Consider the following 23,405-nt stretch of genomic DNA (forward strand, 5'->3'; position numbering starts at 1 on the left):
CCGAGTTATATTCGTGCATGAAGCTGGCTTTCCTGATCAAACAAAATAATTTCATCCAGATGATCTTCAGGTCCAATGACTGCGTTGTCCTCAATAACCATGTTCTCATTCACGATCGCCCGGTGAATACGTACATTGCGTCCGATTTTTACATTCGGCATAATGACAGAATCGGTAATAACACTCCCTTCACCGACTTCAACCCCATAAAACAGTACAGAGTGCCTCACCTCTCCATCCACCATGCAGCCTTCATTTACAATGCTGTTTTTCAGGATTGCCCGTTGGGTTATATACTGGGCAGGTTGATTGGGACTGCGGGTATAGATGCGCCAGAACGGGTCATTCAGATCTAGCGGCGGGTCCTGAACCAGCAGATCCATATTTGACTCCCACAAGCTCTGAACGGTGCCCACATCCTTCCAGTACCCGGCAAACGGATACGCATGCAGCGACCGGCCATGCTGAAGAAGTAGCGGAATGATATCCTTGCCAAAATCATGTGAAGATTCAGAATCGCTTGCGCTTTCCAGTAAGTAATGACGCAATACATCCCATTTGAATAAATAAATACCCATAGAGGCCAATGTGCTTTTCGGCTGTTCAGGCTTTTCCTCAAAGTCGTATATTCTCAGGTCCTCATCTGCGTTCAGTATCCCAAACCGTTGGGCCTCTTGAATGGGGACATTGATGACCGAAATGGTGCAATCAGCTCCCTTTTCCTTGTGGTAGTCGAGCATTCGACTATAGTCCATTTTATAAATGTGATCCCCTGACAGAATGAGCACATGCTCCGGGTCATACTGGTCCAAGAAATGCAGGTTCCGATAAATCGCATCCGCTGTACCTCGGTACCAGTTGTTTCCATTTTCTTTCTCGTGTGGTGGTAAAACGAAAACTCCTCCATCCAGACGGTCCAAATCCCAATCGCTGCCTACGCCGATATAGGAATGAAGCACCAACGGTTCATATTGGGTCAACACCCCAACGGTGTCTATTCCTGAATGAGAACAGTTACTGAGAGGAAAATCAATAATACGGTAAGTTCCTCCAAAAAACACTGCCGGTTTGGCTAATGTACGGGTCAGTCCTTTGAGTCTTTTGCCTTGTCCGCCGGCCAGCAGCATGGCAACCACTTCCTTCTTTCTCATAACAAAGACCTCCCTGTCATGTGCGTCTGAAGCCATTGTGGCAGGATATTTAATAATATCCATTAAACGTGAAAAGACAGTCGTAATCGTTTCATTACCGAGGGAACGGGTAAGATGTGATGGAAAGGGTAAATGATAGTTATGCGGAACGAGTGCAAGGAATCACTAAATCGTAAAATCCTGTTCATCATTTCACATTTTGGTTGCTTTTTAGGCATTAGTATATGACAGCATGATCATAAGGAGGCGTTATTGATGAAGAATAAAAAATGGGTAGTAGCGGCATTGGGAATGGGTGTTACGTATCTGATGAAAAATAAAGGAGCACGCGATAAGCTATTGGATAAAGTACAGACGATGGTCAACCGTACAAAAACATCTGCCAAATCGTAATTGTACAATTTTAAAATAAGAAACAAGCGAGCCTCTCTGAATTATAGTTCAGGGAGGCTTTACTCTGACGCCACTCTACATCCGAACAACACATAAGATATCGGTTCAAGGCTGTATCATTAGACATTCAGGCATTCTCCTTCTGTTCTCCTACTTCCATGTTATGTTCAATGGTAAAGGTTCGATGCGTGCATTCGGAGGCACGGTATGCTTCCAGAAGACCCGAGGAGCGAATGCTATCTTTATTCACCTTCTTGAAAGTATGAGTAATCTCTACCTTGCCCTTGAATGGAAAATAGGAGAGACCTACGGTCTGGTCCGATAGCCACTCAGCCCGAACCCGCCCGCTTTCATGACGAACAGCCGGGAAGCTCAGACCTTCAGCAAACCACTCATAATCTGCTGTAGGGGTACCCGGCTCTCGGCTGCATAGAAACAGACTTAATTCGTCGCAAAACAACATTCTCCGTACATCTGTCCGCACTTGATGGTCGAAGGTTACACCGCATGTCAGCTCCTGTCTGAGCCTTTGGCGGCGCTGTTCCTCCGCTTCTTGATAAGCATGCGTAACCTGCTTGTCCTGAGCCTTTTCATGCTCGGTCCGCCCGACGAGCTCCTTGTACATCAAGCTGCACAGCAACGCCGCATACGTATTCTCTTGCTCGACTTCATCAATCCCGAGGTGATAGAAAACAAAACGTGGACTGAGCGGAAAATCAATAAACGTATAAGGGGCAGACACATAATCATTCCAAAAAGGAGCAGCGTCGAGCCTAATCCATCCCCGGTCATGCTCCCTTGCTGCATATATAAAATCCTGTTTATGCCGTCTATTTTTAAAGGCACTGTCTTCCCAGTGTGATGCCAACTCACCTGAAATGCGGGCATGGTCATGCTGGGTCGTCATGATATAAGCTTGATCCGTTTCATAAATAACCATATGCTATCCCCTTCCGTTTGGCGTCTACCTGATATGTGTACAAACTTTCTGATCGAAGGCCATGGTTATGTGTATCTTCATCTATTATATCAGGATAAGGGTAAAAAGGCAGTGAAGTTTTCTCCTGCCTTATCCTCAATTACCCTTTAAACTCTTCAGTCGAAACTGCTGCGGAGTCATCCCCTCTAGCTCACGGAACACCTTGTTAAAATGCTTGGTATTGTCAAACCCCACGGTAGCCGCAATTTCATAAATCCTGCCCTCTCGACACTCCAGCAGCTTTTTGGCTTCTGCAATGCGCAGCTTTTTTAAATATTGGACAAAGCTAAGACCTGTATAGGCTTTGAACGCCTGACTAAAATACGTATAATTCAAGGATACTGAATTGGATACTACCGCCATATTCAAATCCTCGCTGTAATGAGCATGGATGTACTGGATTGCTCGCGTCATGCTACCGCTTCTATCAGTAATCGCACTAGCAACGCCCGTTCTCCCAGTCACTCTATCTATCTGCCCGTTATCAATACGATCGTTTAATAGAGCGTTCCTTTGCTGCAATTCTTCGTTCAAAACTGCTAGAGCACCGAACAGCTCCTCTCTCACAATTGGCTTCAGCAAATATTCCCGTGCTCCGCAACGAATCGCTTCGCGCGCGTATTGAAATTCGTCATATCCACTGAGAATGATAACCAAAGGCCTGCGTCGCGGCTCCAGCTTGCGAATATGCTGCATCAGCATAATTCCATCCATTATCGGCATACGGATATCCGTTATCACCAACTCGGGTAAAAACTGTGTTACATGCTGCCAGGCTTCTTTTCCGTCCTTGACCAGCATGCATTCATATAGACCGGAATATTCCCGTTCGATCATGGCTTGAAGCCCCATTCGAATGTTCTTTTCGTCATCCGCAATCAGCAGCTTGGTTGTCATGGTTCGTCCCCCTCGTGATATGACGTCTAGGCAAAATCAGGGTTACTGTCGTCGATTGTCCAGGGATGCTGTCCAGTTTTATGCCATAACCTACGCCATACTGCATACTCAGACGGCGATGCACATTAAACAAGCCAATCCCTCCACTCATCCCATGCTCGCGGGAATCCATTTCCGTCTGCACCAGCCCCGCCATGATGGCGTTTTTTCTTTCTTCGGATATTCCCACTCCGTTATCCTGTATACGCAGCTCCACGATATCCTCCTTGGCGTATGCTTCAATGGTGATGCGGAATGGGCCTTGTAAAGCACTCCAACCGTGTTTGATCGCGTTTTCGACTACAGGCTGCAGCGACATTTTCAGCATTTCCAATTCCACAAACGTCGACGACAGGCGAATGTCCAACTCAATCTGATTGTCATGGCGAATGTTCATAATGGCCACATAATGCTGAATGTGACGGATTTCATCCCGCAACGCGACACACGGCCCGGACCATTGGAGATTATAGCGCATCATTGAACCTAAGGAAGTGAGAGCATCTGACAGTGGATACTGCCGTTCGATCTCCGCCATCATTTTCAGATTTTCCAATGTATTATAGAGAAAATGGGAATCAATCTGATGCTTGAGCCCTTGTAGCTCTGCCTCCTGAGCAGCAGCCTGCTTGTGTACAGCCTCAGCAATCAGCACGTTAATCCGACCTAGCAAACTGCGAAAATATAGTGCCAGCTCGGCGACTTCTCCCCGCCCATATACTGGAATTTTAAGCTGGAAGTCGCCCTCCTGCTGAACTTTTTTCATAGATTCACGCAGTGTATGCAGTTGTTTGAGAATAAGAGCGTGCAAGGTATACGAAATGACGGACATCAACAAAATCAACATACTAATAATGAGCAGCATGGCATTGCGCTTTTGACGGAGATCACCCAGCGGACCGTCCAGCGCCACTACATTTAGCAGATACGCATCCAGCCCTTCTATATAACGGTACAAACCAAGATAAGGCTTATTCCCATAGGTAAAGTCAAAAACACCACCCTGTCCCTGAACGCGGGACTGTAACAGATGGTGCACATCGGACAGAGGGATTGGAATGGGACCGGATTGAAAGGAATCGGCAGCAATGTTAGTAGAAGACACTGATTTTCCACCGTTTGAGATAGAATTCTTGCCGTTCAGAATGAACATTTGCCATGCATATTCACGTTGCGGGGTACCGAATACTTTAGGTGAAAAGAGCTCCAGCCTCATGCTTGTTTCTACCAAGCCTGCGTGTTTTCCCCCGCTAGCCTGAATTTCACGCAGCAATGCCATATACCGTACCGCTTCACTTTCCTGCCCTGCTTGCCCCTGCAATAAGCTCTTAGGTCCCTTATATATATCCCACCATATTCTTCCTTGCTGATGTTGAGCCGTTGTCAGCCAGGAAGTTTTAGGCAGGCGTGATTCATTGAAAATCATAGGCCATATTTCATGTGCCTGGGGATTACTCGTATACAGCCGGATATTCTCAATGTTGGGATTGCTGTAGAGCAAGTGCTGTAAATTGGGAAACACATTTAAGTTAAATTGAACCAGCTCATCGCTGCTGATTTCACGTTCCTCGGTTAGATAATGAAGTACGTTGCGATCTGAAATCGCAAGCTGGGCGGTCCGCTCCATAATTTCCATATTACTGTGAATCTGGGCCAGTTCTGTATCGAGTACATACTGATTTTGTACGGTAATGTCGTGCATGGTGTTCTCGTACAATTGATGAAAGGTATAAAACGAGAACACTACAACCGGGATTAAAATGACTCCGATATAAGCGACAATGAGCTTGACTTGAAGAGAGCAACCGCCTAGCTGATCGGCCGTATCCGTCAGCCACTGCCATATGTGACGGCGCAGCAGGCTCTTCATCTGAAAACGTCCACGGCCTGACATGAAATCACATCCTCAGCATTCAATATAATAAAGTATTGAACAAAATCATTTCGTGAACTCTTCTATTTTCTTAAGGTTTTCCTCATAAGCTTTTTGCTGATAAGCCCATACCTTGTCATAGCCTGCTTTTCTACGGTCTTCCAAAAAACGAGCAAACAACTGGTCAAATTCCTCATCCGAGGAAGCCAGCAACAGCTTCGGTAATGCCTTACCCCAAATTTTGTCTATTTGGCCTGACGCAATGCCTTCTGCTGAAGTTCCGGTCGGTTTGATATTTTCATATTGGGAGAAGCTGTGAGTCTTGCCTTTCGTCCAATCTTCCGGCTGCTTATACGGTTCGACGCTGGGCGGCGCCCACTGCAAACTCATATTTGTATCCATCAGCATCCAGAAGGTGGAGGAGGCGCCATATTTTTTGTCAAAAGCAGAGCGATCCTTGTTCAGCAGCTCCAGTACCTCTGGCTTGAAGGCAGGCTTACCGTTAACTGTGTCCCACAGCTTTCCCTGCTCCCCCAGATACAGATCACGGTTCCCTTCCTCACTAATCAGATAAGTCAGAAATTCAATTGCCCGCTCCTTGTCTTTCACATCCTTCGAAATAAGTGTCACTGTCCATCCGGAAATGCCCGGCCCAGCCAGTGTTGGCGGCTCCAGCTTACTGTTGGAAGGTCCATCCACTGCAATGTAGACGGAGTTGGGATCTTTCGCATGCAATGTCACCTGTTGTGTAGCAAAATCAGACCGCTGATATAGCATGGCAAAATAACGTCCCTGTGCCACCTTTTCTTCCATTTGCGGACGTTTGTCGATAAATACATCCTTGGCGATCAGGCCCTGCTCATTGGCTTGGCGGAATGTTTTAAGCCAGCGAATGTACTCTTCGTCCGACCGACGGTCATACAGCTTTCCGTCCTTCTCATGAGGAATGGCTAGAAAATTGAGTAAATAGTCTTCAAAAGAATAATTTCCGTTATCCGTAAATTCGTGAAATCCTATCGGGATCAGCGGCTGACCGTTCACCTCCGGAAATTTCTCTTTCGCCTTTTGAAGCGCTTTCAAAAATCCTTCCGGTGTTCTCATATCCGGCTTGCCAATCGCCTCGTACATATCCTTACGAACCATAAACGTTTGATTGGAGACAAAATTTTGGCCGTATTTTTGGTAATCCTGCGGTGAAGAGGACGCGTTAGGATACCCATATACATTTCCGTCTGTTTGACGATACCAAGACATTTTTGCAGGATCAGCCACTTTAAGCAGATACGGATCGTATTTCTCAGCCAGCTTATTAAGTGGAAGGACCATCTTGCCCTCAATCATTTTCTTGACCGCATCTTCCCCCCAACTGAGCGTGACAAAATCAGGCAGCTTGCCGGAGGCCAGCATGGTATTCAGCTTTTCATTTTCATTCCCTGCAGGTACGATAAAATTAACACTGACTCCAGTCTTTTGCGTCACATACTTTGAAGTCATATCCGTCCCCCACTTATTCGGGAACCAGGAAAAATTCAAATACCAGTCAAACGTAATCGGCTCTGTATCCGCCTTCCAGCCGGGCGCATCTGCCGTAGCCTTGGTTTTCTCGTCCTTCAATTCCGTGGCAGTGCCACTTCCACCAGACGTACACCCCGCGAGCGGTCCTATCAGCAGCACGACGGCCAACAGCCCCTTCTGCCATTTGCGAATGTTCATCATGAATCTCCCCTTTGAATGATGTGCTACCCCTTGATCGAGCCGATCATTAGCCCTTTGACAAAATATTTTTGCAGAAATGGATATACAAGTACAATCGGCAAAGTCGTTATAACCATCGTTGCCAGTTTAATAGACTGCGAAGTAACGGACTGGGCGACAATCCCGGGAGCGGCAGACATCATTTGATTTGAGCTGGATTGGGCAACAACCCGGTACAAATACGTCTGAATCGGCTGAAGATCTGTATTATTAATATAGATCATTCCAGTAAAATAATCGTTCCACTGGTACACCCCATGAAACAAGGCAATTGTCGCTACTACTGGCATGGATACAGGAAGCACAATCCGGCAAAAGATGCTGAAGTCGTTCGCTCCATCTATTTTCGCCGCTTCCTCCAGTGCATCCGGCAGCTCCCGAAAAAAAGCCATAAAAATAATAAGGTCAAAAAAGCTGAACATCGCAGGAATAATGTACACCCAAAAGCTGTCCAGCAGCCCGAGATCACGAATCAGCAAATACGTTGGAATCAAACCCCCGCCGAAAAACAGGGTAATGGTGCCGATCAGCATATACAGCTTGCGCCCGATCAGCTCTCTACGGGAATATGCATATGCAATCATGGCGGTAAAAAACACATGTACAATCGTACCGATTAGCGTCTTGGCGACCGTCACTCCCATCGCAGTCATAATGCCGCTGTTGGCAAATACAGCCTGATAGCTGCTGAGACTAAAGAGTCTCGGCCACCAGTAAATGCCGCCTCGCATTGCGTCTGCTCCTTCGTTAAAGGAGTTCACCAGCACATACCACACGGGATATAACGTCACAAAACAAATGACCAACATAAAAACGTTGTTAAAAAAATCGAATATCGCTTCGCCTGCTGTTCTGCGTCGCAATAGCTGCATGCATCCGTCCTCCTTCTAAAATAGAGAGGTGTTATTCATTCGTTTGGTTACAGAATTGGCTATCAGCAGCAATATGAGAGCAAGAACCGATTTCAGTAATCCGACCGCAGTAGAATATGAAAAACGTCCCTGCTGAATGCCCACCTGATATACATAAATATCAACTACATTACTTGCACTTTCATTCAACGAGTTACGCAGGACAAGAATTTGATCAAAGTTGGAGTTCAATATGCCGCTGACCGCTAAAATAAACAAAATGGAAATTGTACCCTTGATGGCGGGAAGTGTGACATACCACATTTTCTGAAACCGTCCTGCACCATCAATGGTGGCCGCCTCGTACATGTCCGTAGATACGCCCGCCATTGCCGCCAAATAGATAATGGCTGACCATCCAAGCTCCTTCCAAATGTCCGAGCTAACGACGATAGCCCAAAAATAGCCCGGCTCTGCAAGATAACTAATCGGTTGGTCGATCCAGCCCCAAGCCAGCAACAATTGATTAATCATCCCTGTATCCGCCAGCCATGTCGTTAAAATCCCGCCAAGAATGACCCATGATAAAAAGTGAGGAAGGTACGAAATAGTCTGAATGGATTTTTTGAACCGTGTAGACCGAATCTCATTCAGAAACAGAGCAAATACAATAGGTAACGGGAACCCGATCGCCAGCTTGAGCAAGCTAATGCCCAGAGTATTTTTGACAATATACCAGAAGTTATCATCCTCCAAGAAGGCGCGAAAATGTTCTAACCCCGCCCATGGCGCGCTTGATATAGTACCAATAATGTCAAAATGTTTGAAAGCAATCAAAATGCCGTACATCGGAACGTAATGGAAAATAATCATCCATACCACTCCAAGCAGTGCCATGGTCTGCAAATGTTTTTGCCCCCCCCATCTGCGGGCTAGTGATGTCCATCTCCCCGATCGGATGGGCGGCTGTGACTGTAGATTTTTCCATCCTGTACTCATACAGAAGACCTCCCTTCTTTTTTGTGTAAGCACTTACAGTTGTTATTTTAGAGGCTTCTGCTACTCATGAGTAGACCCGGATTTTTTGATTTTGGTGTCTAAAGTTCAGGTGGAGGTATAATCCATGCGCAAATTTCTTCCTGCCTTTGAATTTTTATATCTATCAATTTACGAAAAAGGCTATCAGATGGTACGATAGGACTACATGAAATTCCAATCATTACCTATGTACTAGATCAGGAGGATTAAGAATGGAAGAATTGGTTCGTTCGATTCAGAAGCAGGTTCGGATAAAAAGGTTTGCCTGCTGGGCAGGGCTCATCATGTTTGGCCTGTGTACTTTAGTTGGCGTTGCGGCTGAGGAATGGTTTATGACGCTCCTGGGGCTCGGGATGACAGTCTTATCGATCTATGGATTAACCATGATGCGTGGTATGACGAAGTTTAGTAAAGAGTATCAACCGGGAAAGAGCTACGGTTATTATCGCCGTACGGCTCAGCAAAAGCTGCGTTATTTGACTTGGGGACAATGGTTACTGGGCGGCTTTATCGTTCTGATGTTCTTTATATATCACGTCCGTCTTAGTGCTTTTCTAATAGCTATCCTAGGAATCTTGACCATTCAGTTCAGCATCAAAAAACGAATCAAAAATCATCAGGATCCCGATGTTGCGGAGTTGGATGAGTTTATACGGATGGGGATTGTTTCTCCGGGTGAGCAGACTATTGGAGTGTATAAAGATTTCCTGCACCTTAGCCATACGTTTCAGGGTAACCAAATTGTTATCGTTACAGATAAACGGCTAATATCTGTGTTTGTAGAGGAACAAGGGCGTGCGCTGAAAACGGAAATGCTGCTATCAAGTATAAATAAAATACGTGCAATCGGTACCGGTTTTCAGGGCCAAGGTTTATTGCTGTCTGTAAGCAACCGTGACCATAACGAGCTTCACATTCACATGGTCGGGAAAAGCATTTACTTTTCTCCAGAGCAATTCGTGGGCTCCTTGCTACGGGCACTGGACGCAGCTTTAAAAATTGGATCATACCGTACGGAAGAAACAGTCCCCGCTTACCAACAGACAAGAATTTCATTGCACCCATTAGAACAAGGTTTGTTGCACAAGCCTACAACCGCTTAAATATTCCTCATAAAAACGCCAAATAGCAAGCAAGCCCTGATCTTAATGAGCTTACTTGCTATTGGTTAATTAAAGCATCCTACTTTTTACCACTTCGACTTATTAATGATTGGCTCCGTGATAAAACACGTTGATGAGATCATGACTAGTAACAAACACCAGCAAACTAAACAGACTGAGCGACAGCGACCGTGAAATCAATTTTTTCATCCTTCAGCACTCCTTTTAGAATAGTTATATATTGGTCTTGCTGTGTTGCCGTAGCTTGGGATCTAAAAATCTCAAATATGGCGGTACATTTTCTAAACTCATGCTCATGTTCCATACCCAGGGTATCGGACAGCTTGAGAGATTGCAGAATATAGCCCAACGCAACCGTATACTGTCGCAGCTTTATATAATAAAGAGCCAGCTGATAACAGAAGCGAAAATAATAGGACACATTCACAGGCTCTTCAAAATATTTGAAATCTTCAATTTGTTCGGCAAATGATTCAAGCACACGCTCTAAAGGATAGTCGTGTCTGGTCGCTCCCTCCACAATGGAAAGAAGTCCTGGTAACAACTCTTCTGGATTGTCACGAAGAAATTGAATATATTCCCGCAGTACTTCGGAACGACCCGACAAAATATCAAGAGCATATAAATTGGCTCTCGCAGCATGGCGATAATATTCCACCTCTGCTTCTCCAGATGGATCAAGACCATTGAACCAGCCCAGCTCTGCATATTTTTCGATGCAATCCCGGGCGGCCTCATATTTGCCCTGTTTTTGGAAGGCCATGCCTCTCATAAGATGACTGTAGCCGTAGTAATAGACTAACGGCCGTTTGGTATGTATGGGTTGTATAGGTTTCTTGCACGCTTTGCAAAGCTGCAATTCCTGATACTTCTGACTGACATGGGTATACAGCTGGTCGCATAAAGCGATCATATGGGTACCATCCATAAATGAAAAGGACAGCTTAATCATGTTAACAAGTGTGTCTAGATCTGTGATGTCAGAGTGAACAATATCATTCACCCTCCCCACCTCCTTGTCCGACTTTTGTACTCATCAACAAAAATATCTATATCCTATCTAAAAAAATAACTTAATTAAGTATTTATTACGTAATTAAGTTATATCATAAAATCAAACAGGTGGCAAGGAATTTATAATATATTCCAGTTTTCAAAATGTAGATGCCTATAGAGTATTCATTGGTTCAGTTCCATATGAAGCAACGGAAATGCCCGGCCTGATCCATCCAGCGCAGATCGTCCTGTTTGTTTAAAGCCATAATGTCTATAGAAAGCATGCGCCTTCTCGTTTTGCTCATTCACATCCACTTTGAGGTGGGACCCTTTTATTTTTTCAGCGTGCTGGATGAGTCGGCTGCCTGTGCCCTGTCCATGCCGTTTGGGGTCGACAAATAGCATTTCTATTTTCTGACCGTCCAGCCCGATAAAACCTGTCGGCTCTTGAAGTTCAGTACATTCCATCCAAATTTCAATTTCTCTTAAAGCGCCGTTGCGTACGATATGATGGTAAAATTGAATGTCCTTTTCAGACAAAAATGTGTGCGTTTGGCGTACTGCCCGATGCCAAATATCTACGAGTTGATCATGATTTTCTTCCCGATAAGCAATAATTTTATGTTGCACTGTAGTTCCCCCTTATTCGAATATCCATTAGCATGTATTGCAGTAAGTTTAACAGCATATCTAGAGGCATTCAAACACAAAAAAGGAAGCGGATCTATCCGCCTCCTTGAGATTAAAGCCCTTTACAACGTTACACCATTTTTGAAAATAGCAAGCTCCCTGAAATTGTTTTTCTCATTATTTACCCAGGTTCCGCTGGCTACATCGATAATATAATCGACAAAGTGGCGGAGCGCATCTTCCATACTTACATCCTCCACCAGTGAACCGGCGTTATAGTCGATCCAGTGAGGTTTGGCCTTATATAGCGGCGAGTTGGTCGATACCTTCATCGTCGGAACGAAGGAGCCAAAAGGCGTGCCGCGTCCGGTTGTGAATATGACGAGCTGACAGCCCGCCGCAGCAAGAGCTGAAGAAGCAACCAGATCGTTCCCAGGCGCACTAAGCAAATTAAGCCCCTTAGTCTTGAGACGCTCACCATACTGAATGACATCAGTGACCGTAGAAGACCCGGATTTTTGCGTACAGCCTAGTGATTTATCCTCCAGTGTCGTAATGCCCCCTGCTTTATTGCCCGGTGACGGATTCTCGTACACTGGCTGCTTATAATCCAGAAAATATTGTTTGAAATCGTTGATCAAATGTACGATCTTATCAAATACTTGCTCATCGGCAGCGCGCTCCATTAAAATTGTCTCCGCGCCGAACATCTCGGGCACCTCTGTCAGTACGGTCGTTCCACCCTGTGCTGCCATATAATCCGACAGACGTCCAAGCAGTGGATTGGCTGTAATGCCTGAGAGGCCGTCAGACCCGCCGCATTTTAAGCCGATGTTCAGCTCAGACAAAGGTACAGACTCCCGCCGATCTTCTTGCACGGCCGTAAAAATTTCATGAAGCAGCTTTACCCCTTCCTCCACTTCATCCGACACCTCCTGGGAAAGCAAAAACTTTACCCGCTCCGAGTCGTATTCACCGATGGCTTCTTTGAATTCTTTCATTTCATTGTTCTCACAGCCCAAACCAAGTACTAGTACGCCACCTGCATTCGCATGTTTCACAGCATCAATCAAAATCGTGCGTGTATGTGCATGGTCGTCGCCCAACTGAGAACATCCATAGTTATGCTTGAGCACAAGTGCGTTTTCAAAAGGGGAGAGATCTCCCACTTCCTGCTTGAAGCGATTTAAAATGAGTTCGGCAATTCCATTCACACAGCCAACTGTCGGCACAATCCACAACTCATTGCGAATCCCTACACGACCATCCTTCCGTCGAAATCCTTGAAATGTCCGATTTTCCTGTTCATAAATACGCGGAGCTGGCTTAGGATTGTAAGTGTATTCCTCCACACCGGTCAGATTTGTTTTCGTATTATGCGTATGCACATGCTGTCCTGCCTGAATGGGCTGAATGGCATGACCGATGGGATAGCCGTATTTCAGGACATGCCCGCCTTCAGGTATGTCCTGTAGCGCAATTTTGTGCCCGCGCGCTACATCCTCGGCCAGCTCCACGCGTTGTTCTTGTTGTGCTCCCCATGCCAGCGTCTCTCCCTGCTTGTAATCACGCAAAGCGACAGCCACATTATCTTGATCATGAATTTGAATGAATTCCAGCATTCCAGTCTCCTCCTTGCTTATGCTCCGGGCACGCTGTTCCCGGTTAGAGAATCGAGCGTCTCCTTCATTCCTCTACTTGTAATTTCATACACGTGCTGCGCCGTTTGTTCAGCCAACCCTTCGATCTGATTCAGGTCTTGACCCCACCATGTTTGCTTGCCGAGTACCTGCTCAGTTAATTGCTTCGCTCCAGCGAGAGTTCCGTCATACGTGCTCCACAGTTCGCCAAACGTGCTTAACACTTCCGCTTCGTCTGCCAATGCAATCGGCTCGCCGTCTCTGTCTCCCCGGTAAAATACGAGTAGGGATGCCAGTGAAAATACGATTTTGGCAGGCAGCGCCTTATGCTGTGCCACATACTGGAGCAAGGATGGCAAGTTCCGCGTCTTGAACTTGGACACTGAATTTAAGGAGATGCTCATGACATAATGACTTACATAGGGATTACGGAACCGTTCCATCACATCGTCCGCATACACATTCAATTCCGCTTCTGGCGAGTCCAGTGTCGGAATAATTTCTTCTCGAATCAACGACTGGATAAATTCGCCCATAATATCATGCTCGACCGCTTGCCCTACCGTATCCAAGCCATATAAGTAGGCTACAGGTGTAAGCGCCGTATGTGCCCCATTCAAAATGCGCACCTTCCGTGTACGATAGGGAGCCATATCGTCGACAATCAGTACATTCAATCCGGCCAAATGAGCAGGTAATTCCTCTTTGAGCCATTGTGGCCCTTCAATAACCCATAAATGATATTGTTCACCCACAACGACCAAATCGTCCTTGTAACCTAATTCTGCTTGAATCTCATGAATTCGGTCTTTGGGATAGCCAGGTACAATTCGATCCACCAAACTGTTGCAGAACGTATTTGATTCCTCCAACCATACAATAAACTCATCCCCAAGCTCCCATTGGTTCGCATATTTCAGCACGATTTCCTTGAGAGCGTCTCCATTACGGTCGATGAGTTCGCACGGAATGATCACCAGTCCCTTGGTTGAATCGCCCTTAAAAAATTGAAAGCGCTTGTACAGAAAGGCAGTCAGTTTGCCCGGAAAGCTCTTTTGCGGACGATCTTCCAATTGATCCTCAGGCGCATAAGCGATCCCTGCCTCCGTCGTGTTCGAAACAACAAAACGCAGCTCTGGCTTTTGCGATAATGCTTCATACTCCAAAAATTCCGGGCCGTAAGGATTAATTCCACGAGTAACACACTCGACAACGGTATGCTCCTTCATGGCCCGCCCTTCTTTAATTCCTTCAAGGATAACCGTATAGAGACCATCCTGCACGTTAAGCTTCTCCACCAGGCCTCCTGGTTGCGGTTGTACAATCACAACCCCTGTATTCCATTCTGTCAGCTTATTCATTTTGTCAAATTGCCAGTCTACAAAAGCACGCAGGAAGTTCCCTTCCCCGAATTGCAACACCCTTTCAGGAAACGGTTCTGCAACAATAAAGCTTTTTCTGTTTAATTGGTCTAATTCATCTACTTGTTTCATCCGGAGTAACCTCCCACTAGTACCATAATGATTTCACCGTTATTTTATCATAATGCACACGTTAACAAAATAGTTTTATTAATATTTTTAGTTTTAAAAAATAATAATGACAATAATATGAACACGTTAACATATGTATTTATATAAAAAACTGCAAGTATCTCATCTTTTTTCTGTTGTTTCGCATCTGAGCCAAGACGGTTAAGGCTAACTATCACCCTGTCCCGAGATCTTGTTTATATATACATTTCAGGAGAATAGACGCAAGATAGCACGGGCAGGATAAAACTACTTACTAAGCAGGAGGAGCATCTATGAAGACAATCGCAGATACAATTGTACAAGTTTTGGTCAATGCAGGGGTCAAGCGTATCTACGGCATCGTTGGGGATTCGTTAAATAATATGGTGGATTCCATTCGCAGCAATGGTCAAATTGAATGGATTCATGTAAGGCACGAAGAAGTGGCTGCCTTTGCAGCCGGAGCAGATGCTGACCTTAGCGGCAGCATTGCCGTATGTGCCGGTAGTAGCGGTCCCGGGAATCTGCATTTGATTAACGGTTTATATGATTGCCACCGCAATCGGGTGCCTGTACTTGCGATTGCGGCTCATATTCCAAGTGCTGAAATCGGAAGTGAGTATTTTCAGGCTACGCACCCCGAGCATCTTTTTGGAGAATGCAGTCACTTTTGCGAGATGATTACGACACCACGTCAAATTCCAAGAATGGTGACTATGGCTATTCAGGAGGCCATTTCACGTTCAGGTGTCTCCGTCATTGTGCTTCCCGGGGATGTGGCTGCTTTAGAAGCAGAAAAGGTTCCCACCCCTGAACATGTCTATCACCCTACAGCGCCAGTCGTCTATCCGTCCGCTTCTGAAATTTCCCGGTTGGCTGAATATTTGAATAACGGTAAACGAATTACGCTGCTATGCGGTGCAGGCTGTGCTCAATCTCACGACTTGCTTATGCAGCTGTGTGACAAGCTAAAGTCTCCCATGGTATCCGCTCTGCGAGGCAAGGAATATCTGGAATATGACAACCCCTATTATGCTGGATTGACGGGATTGATCGGGTATTCCTCCGGGTACCATGCAATGATGGATTGTGACGTTCTGCTCATGCTCGGAACAGACTTTCCTTATAGACAATTCTATCCTGCAGATGCAATTGTCCTACAGGTCGACATAGAGCCGTCCCATCTCGGCAGACGCACTCCATTGACATATGGTGTATGCGGAGATGTAAGGGCAACGTTGGAAATGCTGCTTCCTCATTTAACATCGGAGCATGATTCCAGGCATCTGGAAAAAACCGTCTCCCATTATGCCAAAGTACGCCAGGAGCTGGACGGTCTGGCGATTGGTAAACCAGGCCATATGCCGATCCATCCGCAATATCTCGCCAAGATCATCAGTGATACTGCCCAGGAAAATGCTATTTTCACTTGCGATGTCGGTACTCCCACTGTATGGGCGGCGCGTTATTTGCAAATGAACGGTCAGCGCCGGCTTCTCGGTTCCTTCAATCATGGTTCAATGGCAAATGCACTGCCACAGGCAATCGGTGCGCAGGCCACCGAACCTGATCGCCAAGTGATTGCCCTCTCAGGCGATGGCGGACTTACGATGCTGATGGGCGACCTGCTCACCCTAAAGCAGCATCAACTGCCTGTAAAAGTTATTGTTTTCAACAACGGTGCGCTCGGTTTTGTCGAGTTGGAAATGAAAGCGGCCGGATTCCTGGAAAGCGGAACTGAACTGGTTAACCCCGATTTTGGTGCTGTAGCACAAGCCATGGGGCTCAAGGGCATCCGGGTTGAAGACCCGACCATGCTGGAAGATGCCATTCAGCAAGCATTGGCTCATGACGGCCCTGTTGTGGTAGATGTGGTGGTGAACCGTCAGGAGCTATCCATGCCACCTAAAATTAACCTTAAGCAAGCAGAAGGTTTTACCCTATGGATGATGAAAGCCGTGCTCAACGGACGCGGAGACGAGATTGTTGAACTGGCTAAAACCAATCTCTTTCGTTAAATCCATGATGAAGCAGTGCTCATTTCAACCAAAAAAGGGGCAGGAACAGTGCTTGAGCATTGTACCTGCCCCTTTGGGGCCTGCCTCTATTACATAACAAAACTCAGCGTAGTCTCTGGGCCGTCGATTTTCGCTTCATCAGCACGGTTTCCATAAATATAAGCTCGCCCTCAGTGGACGGTGACTGAATTCGTTCCAGAATGCAAGCGGCGCCGCGCTCACTAATCTGCTCAATCGGTCTTTTGACCGTCGTCAACGGTGGAGTCGTATACATCGAGAAACCGATATCGTCAAAGCCAATGACAGAGATATCCTCTGGTACCCTCAAGCCGTTTTCAAATACCGCATTCATCGCACCAATAGCCATATCATCGTTAGAGCAAAATACCGCTGTCGGCGGCTCTTCCAAGGCAAGCAGCTGCTTCATTGCCAGACTTCCGCTTTCTGTGTCATAGTGGCCCTGCACGATATATTCATGTCGGATCGGCTTACCATGATCTATCAATGCATTCATGAAACCCTCACGGCGCTGCTGGGTAGATTTGAAGCCTTCCACCCCTTCAATGATCGCAATGCGTTCATGCCCGCTTTCAATGAGAAAGGAAACCGCTTCATAGGAGCCTTCCTTATCATTAGAAATCACATTTACAATTCCAGCCCCAGGCACCTGCCGGTTCAGTACAACAAGCGGAATGCCTTGACCAAGCACATGATAAATAAAAGGGTTGTCCGCCTCACTCTGGCTCATCAGAATGATGCCGTCAAAACGCTTGCGATGAATAGCAGAAAAATCAGCGTAATCGTCAATTCCTCGAACAAACAGATTGTAATCCACACCAATGACGTTATTAACTCCACGGATGGTATCCGCAAAAAAACTGGAGCTGGTGCCTTCTGAAATACTGGTGAAAAATAAACCAATTGTATGCGAGCGCTGGAGAACCAGGCTTTTGGCATTGTAATTTGGAATATAATTGAGTTGCTCTGCCAACTCCATAATTTTGCGTTTCGTATCTTCTTTAATCAGCGGGCTGTTATTGAGCGCCCGGGAGACGGTTGTATGGGAAACATTAGCCAGTTTGGCAATGTCTTTGATGGTAGCTGCCATATACGTATCCTTTCCTTAGTGAGGCTCTAAAAAAATTATATACCCACCATACCACAGGAGCCGCCCGGAAAAGAAGACTTTCACAAATTATACGCGATTGTCCGCATGTCGACGCTGTAATTCTTGAACCATTTCTGCATGTCTGCTGTCTGTCAGCTTATACATTTTACCGATCACCAGCATGGCCAAAGCCAGGGCAACAGCCGGATAAAGACAAAGCAAAGCTTTGATTCCAAGCAGCGTTCCAGAGGATTGAACCACATTCGGAACATAACCGACGAGCGCCAGTCCAATACCCGATAGAAAACCAGACAAGGATTGAGCCAATTTACGTGAAAAGTTAAATAAGGAGTAAGTAATCCCTTCCTTGCGCTCCCCGGATGACCATTCGCCATAATCAATGATATCGGATACAAATGCCCAGGTAACCCCGTTGGGAATACTAATGCCGATGAACGAAATACTGGCCAAAACGGTGAAAATATATACATTGGAAGGCACCAAAAAGTTGACGGAATCGGCAATGACACTAACCAGCATCCCCAGAATGGCTGTTTTTCGTTTACCAAAACGCCGTACCAGCTTGGGTAGGAACAATACACCCAGCAGCGACGAACCAATAATAATAAAATTCATATACGCCATTAATTCTACATGCCCCAAATTATATTCGGCAAAATAGATCAGCAGTGCGGACTTGATATTGTACGCGGAAATGGTGAAAATCGTCATTAAAACGAGTACCAGCAAGGGTTTGTTATTCGTAAAAGTATGCACGATCACACCTAAAGATAGCTTCTCTTTTGGCCCAGACTGGCTAATAATACGTTCTTTCGTTCCTCGGTAACATATGATGAAAGCGATCACACCAATGAACGACATGATCCCCATGACCACAGGATAGCCAACATGATGGTTAGGAAACAATAAAATAAGCGGCATAACCACGACACTGGTTACGAATAATGCGCCCAGTGATCCCGCCTGACGGAAAGATGACAAAGAAGCACGTTGATGAGTATCCTGTGTAATGGCTGCACCCAGCGAACCGTAAGGAATGTTTACAATCGAGTAACCGATTCCCCAGATCATGTAGGATGCATAGGCGTAAATGAGCTTGCCTGTGGGTGAAATATTCGGCGAAATAAAAGTAAGAATCGTAAGAATTGCAAGGATAACGCTTCCAAAGACAAGAAAAGGTCTAAATTTCCCACGTGTACCGATATGTTTGCGATAATCAACAAAGGACCCAACAACGGGATCACAGACGGCGGCAAATAGCTTGCTGACCAAGAAAATGCCTGCAGCGGCTCCTGCAGAAACTCCCGCAACATCCGTAAAAAACTTCAGCAAATACAACTGCCCCAAATCAAACATGAATCCGTTTCCAAAGTCGCCCATACCATACGAAATCTTTTCTTTCAGGCTAATATGCTCACCTGTCTTGTTGTCAGTTTGGACGCTCTCCTGTACGATAGGCACTCCCATACCTACACACTCCTCTATTATCGTAATTATTTTCACATACTTATTGAAATCTATTTTGCTTACAGATTGCTCTTGCCGGGAGTTTGGTACAAGCTCCTAGCAAGAGCTCTTTTTTACTAAAATTAATAAGTTCTCAGTTTAGAGAGCGACATCATTGACTATGAACAACCGTTGGGAAGTTAAAATATTGCTCGGCGTTATTGTAGCAAATATTTTGTACCATGGCTCCGAGCAGTTCCAGATCCTCAGGAGCCTTGCCTTCCTGAACCCATGTTCCGATTAAATCGCATAGGATACGACGGAAATATTCATGGCGCGTGTAGGATAGAAAACTGCGGGAATCTGTCAGCATGCCAATAAAGCGGGACAGCACTCCGTAATTAGCCAGCAGCTTCATCTGCTCCTGCATGCCTTCGATATGGTCGTTAAACCACCATGCAGTACCAAACTGGATTTTCCCCACTGTACCGCCAGATTGGAAACTGCCTGCGAGACTCGCCAGTACTGGATAGTCGACCGAATTAAGCGAATACAAAATGGTTCTCGGCAGCCCACCTGCCAGTTCCTGTGCGTCCAGCAATGCTGCCAGTGAACGAGCGATCGAACCATCATTAACAGCGTCGTAGCCTGTATCTGGTCCCAAACGACGGAACATCGCCGTATTGTTGTTACGCAGCGCGTGAATATGGTATTGCATCGCCCAACCGTGTTCTGCATACTGTTTACCGAGGAAGACCAGCACGTACGACTTATATTTCGCCTCTTCCAAAGGAGTCACATAGCCTTCCTTCAGCGCCTTGCTAAAGATGGCTGCCGCTTCCTCAAGTGTTGCTTCTTCATAGACCACAGTATCCAGCGCATGATCAGATACCCGGCCCCCAGCAGCATGAAAATGGCGCACCCGACTTGCCAGCGCGTTCAAAAATCCTTCAAGCCCGGAAACATCCAATCCACTGACTTCTCCCAATCGAGCCACCCAAGGCTGGAAGGTTTCACGATTAATTTCCAAAGCTTTGTCAGGGCGAAAGCTTGGCAGCACAGCTACTGGGAAATCAGTCAGCCTGCTGATTTGCTTGTGATACTCAAGATGGTCGGTTGGATCGTCCGTGGTGCACACGACAGTTACCTTCGAGTTCACAATCAGATCACGCGCCCCAAAGCCGGGTCCTTGCAGCTTTTGGTTTACCTTTTCCCAGATTACAGGTGCATTCTGTTCATTTAGCAGCTCATAAACACCAAAAAAGCGTTGAAGCTCCAAATGCGTCCAATGGTATAGCGGGTTGCCGATCAGCGTAGGTACAGTTTTGGCCCAGGCCAGGAACTTGTCATAATCTTCACCATCACCTGTGATCAAACGCTCCTCGACCCCATTGGCCCGCATAAGTCTCCACTTGTAATGATCCCCGTACAACCAGGCTTCCGTAATATTCTTGAACTTTTTATTTTCATAAATTTCTTGCGGACTTAAATGGCAATGATAGTCGATAATCGGCATATCCTTGGCATACTGATGATATAAGGTTTCAGCCGTTGGATTGCTCAACAAAAAGTTTTCGTCTAAAAACGTTTTGGTCATTACTTTCTCATCCCTTCTGTAATCGTGTTCCCTAGCAATTTGTTAACGTTAACAAAAATGTCCGAGACACTACTTTCCTTTTAACAATTACATTCTCCATAACGTAATAATCCCTATGATTTTACAGGAATATACAGCAATAATATGATACCTGTACATCAAGCCATACTAATTCGCTTCACCTTAAATTTAATGTTTACGTTAACAACAATTACATTGTAACCGCTATCCTTTGTGGAGGAAAGTGATTTTTATCATGTGAGCGGATAAAAATGATCTGACCTCATTTGAGGAGATCTGTTCTAAACCCTCTCGATGACTGATACCAAAAGAAAATTCCACAAATTTTAATTTCCGCGATAAATCAAACTTTGAAAACGTTTTATACGATTTTCTCTTTTTTTCTGAAAATTTCTTTCTTGAAAATACCAGTTATTGTATTATAATTGCAATATACATCCATTGATTTACATTGAAAGTATTTCATTAGTTTATTTCACACACGAAGAAGAAGAGGTGGTAGCATTGAGTACAAAAGTGCAAGCTGTTGAAACTAAAACCAAATCCGATACAAAAGGAGCCGACCTTGTTGTCGATTGCTTGATCAAGCAAGGGGTTACCCATATTTTTGGCATTCCAGGTGCCAAGATCGATTCTGTTTTTGATATTCTTCAAGATCGGGGGCCGGAATTGATCGTATGCCGTCATGAACAAAATGCCGCCTTTATGGCAGCGGCGGTCGGTCGCTTAACCGGTAAACCGGGCGTATGCATTGTTACCTCAGGCCCAGGCGCGTCTAACTTGGCGACAGGACTTGTCACCGCGAATGCAGAAAGTGATCCTGTCGTCGCCATTGCAGGTGCAGTCCCAAGATCCGAACGCTTGAAGCGCACACATCAATCTATGGATAATGCCGGACTATTCGAACCTATCACCAAATACAGTGTAGAGGTAGAACACCCCGATAATGTACCGGAAGCCATTGCTAATGCATTTCGGATTGCGACCTCAGCCCAGCCTGGAGCCACATTCGTCAGCCTGCCGCAGGACGTGTTGACTTCGTCATCCGAAGTAACAGCCATTGAGAAGGTTTCTCTTCCCCAACTTGGAACCGCACCCGCCGGACTTATCAAACAAGTCGCAGGTCAAATCAGAAAAGCCAAGCTGCCCGTACTTCTTCTCGGTATGAAAGCCAGCACGCCTGAAGCCACCGCAGCTATCCGGGCTCTCATTCGAGACACAGATCTGCCTGTTGTCGAAACCTTCCAGGCCGCTGGAGCCATCTCCCGTGAACTGGAAGACCACTATTTTGGAAGAGTGGGGCTGTTCCAAAATCAACCGGGTGATATGCTTCTTGGAGCCGCAGATTTGGTACTGACGATTGGCTATGATCCTATCGAATACGATCCAAAAAACTGGAACGTTCCAGCAAACCGAACACTCATTCATCTGGATGACCGTCAAGCAGATATTGATCATGATTATCAACCGGACTACGAGTTAATCGGGAATATAGGCCTGATTGTAAGTGGCCTTGCAGAAGAATTGCCTACCTTAAAGCTACCTAAATCCTCCTGCGACCAATTGGATCGTCTGCGCCACGATCTGAATGAGCAAGCAGCTGTTCCAGCACACAAGCATGATTTTCTGATTCATCCATTGCAATTTATTCGCACACTGCGCAGCCTGATTGATGATAGCGTCACAGTCACCTGTGATGTCGGTTCACACTACATTTGGATGGCACGTTATTTCCGTTCGTATGAACCGCGGCGCCTTCTATTCAGCAACGGAATGCAGACGCTGGGCGTAGCGCTGCCTTGGGGGATTGCTGCCACACTCGTCAATCCAGGTCAAAAAGTCGTTTCTATTTCTGGAGACGGAGGATTTCTTTTTTCATCCATGGAGCTGGAAACCGCTGTACGCCTTAACTCTCCGCTTGTGCATATCGTATGGAGAGATGGTTCCTATGACATGGTCGCTTTCCAACAACAGATTAAATACGGCAGAACGTCTGGCGTGAAATTTGGAGATGTCGATGTCGTAAAATATGCGGAAAGTTTCGGGGCCACCGGGTTACGCGTGCACTCCCCTGAAGAACTGGAAAGCGTATTGCAGCAGGCGCTTCATACAGATGGTCCTGTGGTCGTTGATATTCCAATTGACTACCAGGATAATATTCAATTGGGACGCAAACTGCTGCCAAACCAATTAAACTAATCTTAACTAGAGCTCACTCGTGACAGCTTTGTGACAATTTAGGGAGTTTGTCATTTTTTCAATGATTTTTTTAAGTTGTTTATGTTATTTACTGAAATTTTACGTTTATTATTGA

Annotated in this window: 18 protein-coding genes; 4 read left to right on the forward strand and 14 right to left on the reverse strand. The window is 45.8% G+C overall.

Annotated elements, in window-relative coordinates; all coding sequences use genetic code 11:
* Positions 1–5: 5 nt before the first annotated feature.
* Complete coding sequence (locus ACQQ6X_RS16320; RefSeq protein WP_305166206.1) at positions 6–1,151, reverse strand: glucose-1-phosphate adenylyltransferase; 1,146 nt, start codon at positions 1,149–1,151, stop codon at positions 6–8.
* Between the two features lie 255 nt (positions 1,152–1,406).
* On the opposite strand from ACQQ6X_RS16320, the gene ACQQ6X_RS16325 reads away from it, so the two are divergent.
* Complete coding sequence (locus ACQQ6X_RS16325) at positions 1,407–1,544, forward strand: hypothetical protein (RefSeq protein ID WP_305166207.1); 138 nt, start codon at positions 1,407–1,409, stop codon at positions 1,542–1,544.
* Positions 1,545–1,671: 127 nt separating this feature from the next.
* Here ACQQ6X_RS16325 and ACQQ6X_RS16330 read toward each other — a convergent pair whose 3' ends face one another.
* The 6 genes from ACQQ6X_RS16330 to ACQQ6X_RS16355 all read right to left on the reverse strand — a co-directional run bounded on the left by ACQQ6X_RS16330 (position 1,672) and on the right by ACQQ6X_RS16355 (position 8,937).
* On the reverse strand, positions 1,672–2,484 hold the full coding sequence (locus ACQQ6X_RS16330; RefSeq protein WP_305166208.1) for a DUF3891 family protein: 813 nt from the start codon (positions 2,482–2,484) through the stop codon (positions 1,672–1,674).
* A 135-nt stretch (positions 2,485–2,619) separates the two neighbouring features.
* A complete protein-coding gene (locus ACQQ6X_RS16335; protein WP_305166209.1) occupies positions 2,620–3,420 on the reverse strand; it encodes a response regulator transcription factor in 801 nt (266 codons plus the stop codon).
* Positions 3,392–5,353 (reverse strand): sensor histidine kinase, encoded by a 1,962-nt coding sequence (locus tag ACQQ6X_RS16340; protein ID WP_305166210.1) that lies wholly within the window; start codon positions 5,351–5,353, stop codon positions 3,392–3,394. The genes ACQQ6X_RS16335 and ACQQ6X_RS16340 overlap by 29 nt, the downstream gene beginning before the upstream one ends.
* Positions 5,354–5,398: 45 nt before the next feature.
* Entirely contained in the window at positions 5,399–7,045 is a 1,647-nt protein-coding gene (locus ACQQ6X_RS16345; protein ID WP_305166556.1) for an extracellular solute-binding protein, read from the reverse strand.
* 26 nt (positions 7,046–7,071) lie between these two features.
* Entirely contained in the window at positions 7,072–7,959 is an 888-nt protein-coding gene (locus ACQQ6X_RS16350) for a carbohydrate ABC transporter permease (protein ID WP_063208658.1), read from the reverse strand.
* A 15-nt stretch (positions 7,960–7,974) separates the two neighbouring features.
* Positions 7,975–8,937: an ABC transporter permease gene (locus ACQQ6X_RS16355; protein ID WP_305166211.1), complete on the reverse strand. Its 963-nt coding sequence runs from the start codon at positions 8,935–8,937 to the stop codon at positions 7,975–7,977.
* Positions 8,938–9,188: 251 nt separating this feature from the next.
* Here ACQQ6X_RS16355 and ACQQ6X_RS16360 point away from each other — a divergent pair, with 251 nt between their 5' ends.
* Positions 9,189–10,079, forward strand: coding sequence for a hypothetical protein (locus ACQQ6X_RS16360; protein WP_305166212.1), 891 nt, complete (start codon positions 9,189–9,191; stop codon positions 10,077–10,079).
* Positions 10,080–10,245: 166 nt separating this feature from the next.
* Here ACQQ6X_RS16360 and ACQQ6X_RS16365 read toward each other — a convergent pair whose 3' ends face one another.
* The 4 genes from ACQQ6X_RS16365 to ACQQ6X_RS16380 all read right to left on the reverse strand — a co-directional run bounded on the left by ACQQ6X_RS16365 (position 10,246) and on the right by ACQQ6X_RS16380 (position 14,859).
* Positions 10,246–11,103 carry a DNA-binding protein gene (locus ACQQ6X_RS16365; protein ID WP_305166213.1) on the reverse strand — a complete coding sequence of 286 codons (858 nt, stop codon included), beginning with the start codon at positions 11,101–11,103 and terminating at the stop codon, positions 10,246–10,248.
* 176 nt (positions 11,104–11,279) lie between these two features.
* Positions 11,280–11,726 carry an acetyltransferase gene (locus ACQQ6X_RS16370; RefSeq protein ID WP_305166214.1) on the reverse strand — a complete coding sequence of 149 codons (447 nt, stop codon included), beginning with the start codon at positions 11,724–11,726 and terminating at the stop codon, positions 11,280–11,282.
* 122 nt (positions 11,727–11,848) lie between these two features.
* Complete coding sequence (locus ACQQ6X_RS16375; RefSeq protein ID WP_305166215.1) at positions 11,849–13,348, reverse strand: UxaA family hydrolase; 1,500 nt, start codon at positions 13,346–13,348, stop codon at positions 11,849–11,851.
* A 17-nt stretch (positions 13,349–13,365) separates the two neighbouring features.
* The gene (locus ACQQ6X_RS16380; protein ID WP_305166216.1) at positions 13,366–14,859 is read right to left on the reverse strand and encodes a tagaturonate reductase; all 1,494 of its coding nucleotides are present in this window, start codon (positions 14,857–14,859) and stop codon (positions 13,366–13,368) included.
* A gap of 314 nt (positions 14,860–15,173) precedes the next feature.
* Between ACQQ6X_RS16380 and poxB the strand changes: the two genes are divergently transcribed.
* Positions 15,174–16,898, forward strand: coding sequence for a ubiquinone-dependent pyruvate dehydrogenase (poxB, locus tag ACQQ6X_RS16385; RefSeq protein ID WP_305166217.1), 1,725 nt, complete (start codon positions 15,174–15,176; stop codon positions 16,896–16,898).
* A gap of 103 nt (positions 16,899–17,001) precedes the next feature.
* Here poxB and ACQQ6X_RS16390 read toward each other — a convergent pair whose 3' ends face one another.
* The 3 genes from ACQQ6X_RS16390 to uxaC all read right to left on the reverse strand — a co-directional run bounded on the left by ACQQ6X_RS16390 (position 17,002) and on the right by uxaC (position 21,070).
* Positions 17,002–18,006, reverse strand: coding sequence for a LacI family DNA-binding transcriptional regulator (locus ACQQ6X_RS16390; protein ID WP_305166219.1), 1,005 nt, complete (start codon positions 18,004–18,006; stop codon positions 17,002–17,004).
* Between the two features lie 87 nt (positions 18,007–18,093).
* The gene (locus tag ACQQ6X_RS16395; protein WP_305166220.1) at positions 18,094–19,494 is read right to left on the reverse strand and encodes an MFS transporter; all 1,401 of its coding nucleotides are present in this window, start codon (positions 19,492–19,494) and stop codon (positions 18,094–18,096) included.
* Positions 19,495–19,645: 151 nt separating this feature from the next.
* The gene (gene uxaC / locus ACQQ6X_RS16400; RefSeq protein WP_305166221.1) at positions 19,646–21,070 is read right to left on the reverse strand and encodes a glucuronate isomerase; all 1,425 of its coding nucleotides are present in this window, start codon (positions 21,068–21,070) and stop codon (positions 19,646–19,648) included.
* Positions 21,071–21,586: 516 nt separating this feature from the next.
* Between uxaC and alsS the strand changes: the two genes are divergently transcribed.
* Complete coding sequence (gene alsS, locus ACQQ6X_RS16405) at positions 21,587–23,290, forward strand: acetolactate synthase AlsS (RefSeq protein ID WP_305166222.1); 1,704 nt, start codon at positions 21,587–21,589, stop codon at positions 23,288–23,290.
* The last annotated feature ends 115 nt before the right edge of the window (positions 23,291–23,405 follow it).

Origin of the sequence: Paenibacillus ottowii (assembly GCF_050516475.1) — a bacterium.
Lineage (GTDB): Bacteria > Bacillota > Bacilli > Paenibacillales > Paenibacillaceae > Paenibacillus > Paenibacillus ottowii.